Below are 6,574 nucleotides of genomic sequence, written 5' to 3'. Positions count from 1 at the left end.
GGCCATGGCTGTCGAAGTAGCGGCCAAATATTTACGGAAAGGTTAATCCCGAGGGATTGTTCAGAATTTTCGGCATCGAGTTTCAGAGCGTTCGTCAGCCAACCTTGCCGGGCCTCGCTTCCGGCGCAGAGTTGCGATCCTTCACACCCCAAGCGGCAGCCCCGCCCCGTGTCGACCGAGGGCCTCCGGCACTGCGATTGACGTTTCTCCCCTACGCGCTTCCGAGGCTGCTTTTACCCCGCGTTGCATTTCGGAGGAGAGGAGCGGAGGCCAACCAACTTTCCCCTTGAACAGCGATTCGATCTGGCTTAGCTTCATCTGAGAAAAGGTTTTCCCAAGCAATCTTCGTTGGGCTCGGCCACCAGGCGGGCCTCATCCGGCTCGGTAAGAGAAAACCTTTTCCCAACCAAGGATCTCGGCGCGATGCCATCGGACGATCTGCCTGTTCCGGTCTTTTCCAAGCCAGTCACCTTGCGTGACGTGGCCGCCCAGGCCGGAGTCAGTGTCGCCACCGCATCCAAGGCACTCAATGGCCAGGGCCGGATGACAGCCGAGACGCGCGAACGCATTCGGGAGACCGCCCGGCGGCTCGGTTTCCGGCCCAACAGCCTGGCGCAAAGCCTGCTCCGGCGCCGCAGCTTCACCGTCGGCCTGCTCACCAACGATACCTATGGCCGCTTCTCGTTGCCGCTGATGTCGGGCATTTCGGACGCGCTGGTCGACAATGGCGTCTCGGTGTTCCTGTGCAATGTCGAGGAGGATCCGCGGCTGGGCCAGATGCATGTCGACGCCATGCTCGACAAGCGCGTTGACGGCATCATCGCCACCGGCAAGCGCATCGATCGCCATCTGCCCGTCGACCTCTCCAATCTGCGCGTCCCGGTGATCTATGCCTTCACGCAGCCAGATCCCGACGCCGTCGCCTTCGTCTCGGACGATGTTGGCGGCGCCCGGCTGGCCGTCGAGCATTTCTGCCGGCTGGGCCGCAAGCGCATCGCCCATGTCACCGGGCCGGCGAGCTTTGCCGTGGTGCACGCGCGCGTCCAGGCTTACCGCGACGTGCTCGTCGAAAACGGCCTGACGGTCAGCGAGCCGCTGCTCGGCTCCTGGTCGGAAGCCTGGGGTCACCAGGCGGTTGCGCAACTGTTCGACGGCAAAAGCGAAAGGCCGGACGCGGTCTTCTGCGGCAACGACCAGATCGCGCGCGGCGTCATCGATGCGCTGCGCGAACGCGGCCTCGACGTCCCCAGTGATGTCGGCGTCATCGGTTTCGACAATTGGGAGATCGTGGCCGAGGCGACGCGCCCGCCGCTGACCTCTGTCGACATGAACCTTGTCGCGCTCGGGCGCGAGGCCGGGTTGACCCTGCTTTCGCTGGTCGGCGGCAAGCCCGCCGCGCCAGGCATTCGAAAACTGCCGTGCCGGCTGGTGGTGCGGCAGTCATGCGGCCATCCGCCGGGTGGCTGAAAACGAAGCGCCGCGCAATCGGCGCCAAGCCGCGGACCGCGGCAACCTTGGAGGAGGAGAACATGAGGAACCTGATTGCCAAACTGACCCTGGCCGCTGCCGTTCTGGGTGGCGGTCTCGGCACTGCCGCCGCCGAGACGGCCAACATCTGGGTGCGCGCCGACGGCTCGAATTTCATGCCGAGGATCGTCGATGCCTACAACAAGGCGCACACCAACCAGGTCAAACTCGACATCATTCCCAATGCCGAGATCATCCCGAAATACGGCGCCGCGGCCGCCGGCGGCACGGCGCCCGACGCGCTGTCGCTCGACTTGATCTACACGCCCTCATTCGCCGCAGCCGGCCAATTGGAGGACATTACCGACTGGGCAAAGTCCCTGCCCTATTTTGCCAGCCTGTCGCCTGCGCATGTGAAGACCGGCACCTACAAGGACCACATCTACGGCCTGCCCTTCTCCGCCGACGCCTCGGTGCTGATCTGGAACAAGAAACTGTTCAAGCAGGCCGGCCTCGACCCTGAAAAAGGCCCGGCCAACTGGGCCGAGATCGCGGCCGATGCCGAGAAGGTCAACGCGCTCGGCGGCAACATCAAGGGCTTCTACTTCTCCGGCAATTGCGGCGGCTGCAACATCTTCACCTTCACACCCCTGATCTGGGCGTCGGGCGGCGACATCCTGAGCGAAGACGGCTCGAAGGCGACGCTGGACAGCCCGCAACTGCGCGGCGCCATCGATCTCTACCGCTCGATGGTCAAGAAGGACCTGGTGCCGGCGGGCGCGCAGACCGATACCGGCGCCAACTTCTTTGCGGCATTTGCCGCCGGCAATATCGGCATCTCGCCGTCCGGCGCCTTCGCCATCGGCGCGCTCAACACCCAGTATCCCGATATCGACTACGGCGTCACCTTCCTGCCGGGCAAGGACAGCGGCTGGTCGTCCTTTGCCGGCGGCGACAATTTCGTCGTTACCAAGGGCACCACGAAACTGCCCGTGGTGAAGGAGTTCCTCGACTTCGCCTATTCGCTCGAAGGCCAGACCATCCTCGCCAAATACGGCAGCCTGCCGGTGCGCGGCGACATCGCCAAGGAGGCGCTGAAGGATCTCGATCCGCGCTACCAGGTCGCCTCCGAGGCCATGGCCAAGGGCAAGACACCCTATTCGGTGGTGTTCAACGACCTGATCAACTCCGCCAACGGGCCGTGGACGCAGATGATCAACGAGGTCTTCTTCGGCGACGATGTCGACGGCGCCATAGCCAACGCACAAGAGACGATGCAATCGATCATCGACCAGGCGCCGCAGAAATAGCCCCAACCTCACCTCCCCCTTGAGGGGAGGTCGGACCGCAGGTCCGGGTGGGGTCGCCACGCAGTGCTCGACGTTCTTGATGTCGGCGCGCTCCGCAGAGGACCCCACCCCCGGCCTACGGCCGGACCCTCCCCTCATGGGGGAGGGCGACGCAGCGCCAAGGGAACAGCCATGACCGTCATCACCGCAGCAACCCCTGCCCCGCCCCGCGCCCGCAGGGTCGCCAGCCGCCAACAATGGATCGGCCTGCTCTATGTCGCGCCGGCTGTCGCGCTGGTCGTCGTCTTTTTCCTGATCCCGCTCGGCATGACGGCGTGGATGTCGCTGCACAACTGGCCGCTGATGGGCGAGCACAGCTTTATCGGGCTCGGCAATTACGTCGCCATCCTGCGCGACACCAGGTTCTGGAACGCGCTGCGCTTCACCGCCTTCTACACGGTGATCGTCACCATCGCGATCTTCGTGGTGGCCTTTCCGCTGGCGCTGTTCGTCGAACGGCCGCGGCCGCTGACCAATCTCTACCGCACCATGTTCTTCATGCCGGCGGTCGTCGGTTTCGCCTCGGCCAGCCTGCTCTGGTCGTGGTTGCTGAATGTCGATTCCGGCCTGTTCAGCCCGGCCGCTTACGACCTCGGACTGATCGACAGGAAGTTCAACCTTCTGGCCACCTTCCAGCCGGCCTTCTGGTCGATCATCGCCATGGTCGTCTGGAAGGTCGCCGGTTTCACCATGATCATCCTGATGGCCGGCCTGCAATCGATCCCGCAGGACCTGCAGGAGGCGGCCGTCATCGACGGTGCCGGGCCTTTCGCCAGGTTCAGGGCGATCACCCTGCCGCTGATGCGCCGCACGCTGGCGCTGGCGCTGATCCTGTCGGTCGCCGGCTCGATCCTCGCCTTCGACCAATTCTACATCATCCTGCGCGGCGGCCCGCGCAACCAGACGCTGACGGCGGTCTACTGGATCTTCAACCAGTCCTTCGTGTCGTTCAAGCTCGGCTATGGCGCGGCACTTTCCATGGTGCTGCTGGTCATCCTGGTGGCGCTCAGCCTCGTCCAGCTATGGTTGTTGCGCAAGCCGGAGGGTCTCGACTGATGGCGCAGGCCGCCTCCCGTAGCCGCCGGCTCCTGAGCCGCGTCGCAGAGCATTCTACCGGCATCATCGCCTCGGTGCTGTTCGCCGCGCCGATTGTTTGGGCGGTGCTGTCGGCGTTCAAGCCGGCGGCCGAAGCACGCCTGCCGCCGCTGCCGCCCTGGCCGACGTCGGGGTTCTCGCTGGAGAACTATGCCACGCTCAACAGCTTCGGCGACGGGCTGTGGGCCTCGGCGCAAAACAGCATCTATGTCTCGGTGATGACGGTCGTGCTCTCGGTCGCCGTCAGCGTGCTGGCCGGCTACGGCTTTTCGCGGTTCCGGTTTCCGTTCAAGGACCTGTTCTTCATCCTCATCCTGTCGACGATCATGATCCCGTTCCAGTCGATCCTGACGCCGATCTTCCTGGTGCTGACCAAGCTTGGCCTGCACAACACCCTGACCGGCCTGGTCGGCGTCTATGTGACGCTGCAACTGCCGTTCTCGATCTTCATGATGCGCAACGCCTTCGACGCCGTGCCGCGCGAAATCGAGGAGGCCGCCCGCATGGACGGTGCCAGCAATCTCACAATGCTTTTGAAGGTGATGCTGCCGCTGGTCTGGCCGGGCGTCGTCACCATCGCCCTGTTTGCCTTCCTCGGCGCCTGGAACGAATTCCTCGCCGCCCTCGTGCTGATGACCGACCAATCCAAGTTCACGCTGCCGGTGATGATGACCGCACTGCAGTCGGGCCGCTTCGGCGCCATCGACTGGGGCGCGGTGCAGGCGGGCGTCACCGTGATGATGGTGCCGTGCCTCATCCTCTTCCTGGCGCTGCAGCGCTTCTACATCCGCGGCCTGATGGCCGGGGCCGTCAAATAGAATGGAGTAAGTTCATGACCGCATCGCCATCCGCAAAAGGAAAACCGAAGCTCGCCTTCCGCCCGCTGCCGGTGCCGCAGGTCGACGTGCACGGCTTCTGGGGCGACCGCGCCGACGCTGTCGCCACACGCACCGCCGACATCCTCTACGAGCGCTGCGTCGAGGCCCGCATGCTGGAGCAGATCGATCCGGACCGCCCCTCGCCCGGCATAGTCATCCCCTTCCACTCGCCCTCTCCCGACGAAGCCGACCGCCAGGGCGCGGAATTCACCGGATCGACGGTGACCACGCAGATGTTCTGGGATTCCGATCTCGGCAAGACGATCGAGACCGCGGCCTATTCGCTTTACCGGCGCAAGAACCCCGAACTGGAGAAGAAGATCGATGCCGTCATCGACATGTATGGCAAGCTGCAGCAGGAGGACGGCTATCTCTCGAGCTGGTATCAGCGCATCCAGCCCGGCAAGCGCTGGACCAATCTGCGCGACTGCCACGAGCTCTATTGCGCCGGCCACCTGATCGAGGGCGCGGTCGCCTATTACCAGGCGACGGGAAAACGCAAGCTGCTCGACATCATGTGCCGCTATGCCGACCATATCGCGTCGGTGCTCGGCCCCGAGCCCGGCAAGAAGAAGGGCTATTGTGGCCATGAGGAGATCGAGCTGGCGCTGGTCAAGCTGGCGCGGGTGACCGGCGAGCGGAAATACATGGAGCTGGCCAGATACTTCATCGACCAGCGCGGGCAGCAGCCGCATTATTTCGACGAGGAGGCCCGCGCCCGCGGCGCCGACCCGAAGGCCTATCATTTCAAGACCTATGAATACAGCCAATCGCACATCCCGGTGCGCGAACAGCACAAGGTCGTCGGCCATGCTGTCAGGGCGATGTACCTCTATTCCGGCATGGCCGACATCGCGACCGAATATGGCGATGATACGCTGCGGTCGGCGCTCGACCTTCTGTGGGACGATCTCACCACCAAGAGCCTCTACATCACCGGCGGGCTCGGGCCATCGGCGCACAATGAGGGGTTCACCAGCGACTACGACCTGCCCAACGAGAGCGCCTATGCCGAGACCTGTGCAGCGGTCGGCCTGGTGTTCTGGGCCAGCCGCATGCTCGGCATGGGGCCGAACGCGCGCTACGCCGACATGATGGAACGCGCCCTCTACAACGGTTCGATCTCGGGCCTGTCGCTCGACGGCTCGCTGTTTTTCTACGAGAATCCATTGGAAAGCCGGGGCAAGCACAACAGGTGGAAATGGCACCGCTGCCCGTGCTGCCCACCCAATATCGGTCGCATGGTCGCCTCGATCGGCAGCTATTTCTACAGCCTGGCCGACGATGCGTTGGCCATCCACCTCTATGGCGACTCGACCGCCCGTTTCGACATATCGGGCGTCCCGGTCGGCGTGACGCAGACGAGCCGCTATCCCTGGGACGGCGCCGTCGAGATCGCGCTCGAACCGCAGGCGCCGGTCGAATTCACCTTGCACCTGCGCATTCCAGCCTGGAGCGCCAGTGCCCAGTTGAAGGTGAACGGCGAGGCCATCAAGCTGGCTGAGATCACCAGCGACGGCTACGCCGCGATCAAACGGACATGGACGAAGGGCGATGATGTCCGGCTCGATCTCGAAATGCCGATCGAGCGGCTTTATGCCAACCCGCAGGTGCGCCAGGATGCCGGCCGCGTCGCGCTGTCGCGCGGCCCGCTGATCTATTGCGTCGAGGCATCAGACAATGACAGCCAGCCGCATCGCCTGACGCTGCCGCGGACGGCCACCATCGAAGCGCAGCACCGGCCGGAACTTCTCGGCGGTGTGGTGACGCTGTCGACCGCGGCAC

Annotated in this window: 5 protein-coding genes; all 5 read left to right on the top strand. The window is 64.3% G+C overall.

Going from position 1 to position 6,574, the window contains the following annotated elements; translation table 11 throughout:
- The first annotated feature begins 423 nt into the window (after positions 1 to 423).
- Positions 424 to 1,467 carry a LacI family DNA-binding transcriptional regulator gene (locus tag EOD15_RS25620; RefSeq protein ID WP_127272522.1) on the top strand — a complete coding sequence of 348 codons (1,044 nt, stop codon included), beginning with the start codon at positions 424 to 426 and terminating at the stop codon, positions 1,465 to 1,467.
- Between the two features lie 62 nt (positions 1,468 to 1,529).
- A complete protein-coding gene (locus tag EOD15_RS25615; RefSeq protein ID WP_127321090.1) occupies positions 1,530 to 2,777 on the top strand; it encodes a sugar ABC transporter substrate-binding protein in 1,248 nt (415 codons plus the stop codon).
- A 171-nt stretch (positions 2,778 to 2,948) separates the two neighbouring features.
- Positions 2,949 to 3,872, top strand: coding sequence for a sugar ABC transporter permease (locus tag EOD15_RS25610; protein ID WP_127321089.1), 924 nt, complete (start codon positions 2,949 to 2,951; stop codon positions 3,870 to 3,872).
- Positions 3,872 to 4,729, top strand: coding sequence for a carbohydrate ABC transporter permease (locus EOD15_RS25605; protein WP_127294878.1), 858 nt, complete (start codon positions 3,872 to 3,874; stop codon positions 4,727 to 4,729). The genes EOD15_RS25610 and EOD15_RS25605 overlap by 1 nt, the downstream gene beginning before the upstream one ends.
- Before the next feature lie 14 nt (positions 4,730 to 4,743).
- The coding region (locus tag EOD15_RS25600; protein WP_148129640.1) for a glycoside hydrolase family 127 protein at positions 4,744 to 6,574 on the top strand (1,831 nt) is incomplete at its 3' end.

The organism is Mesorhizobium sp. M7A.T.Ca.US.000.02.2.1, from assembly GCF_003996995.1.
In the GTDB taxonomy this organism is placed as follows: Bacteria; Pseudomonadota; Alphaproteobacteria; order Rhizobiales; family Rhizobiaceae; genus Mesorhizobium.
The sequence above is the reverse complement of the archived record's forward strand: the minus strand, read 5'-3'. Positions and strand labels throughout refer to the sequence as shown.

Excerpts from the sequence above, each read along its gene's own strand:
- EOD15_RS25620 (WP_127272522.1), top strand. The coding sequence starts at position 424 with ATGCCATCGGACGATCTGCCTGTTCCGGTCTTTTCCAAGCCAGTCACC.
- EOD15_RS25615 (WP_127321090.1), top strand. The coding sequence starts at position 1,530 with ATGAGGAACCTGATTGCCAAACTGACCCTGGCCGCTGCCGTTCTGGGT.
- EOD15_RS25610 (WP_127321089.1), top strand. The coding sequence starts at position 2,949 with ATGACCGTCATCACCGCAGCAACCCCTGCCCCGCCCCGCGCCCGCAGG.
- EOD15_RS25605 (WP_127294878.1), top strand. The coding sequence starts at position 3,872 with ATGGCGCAGGCCGCCTCCCGTAGCCGCCGGCTCCTGAGCCGCGTCGCA.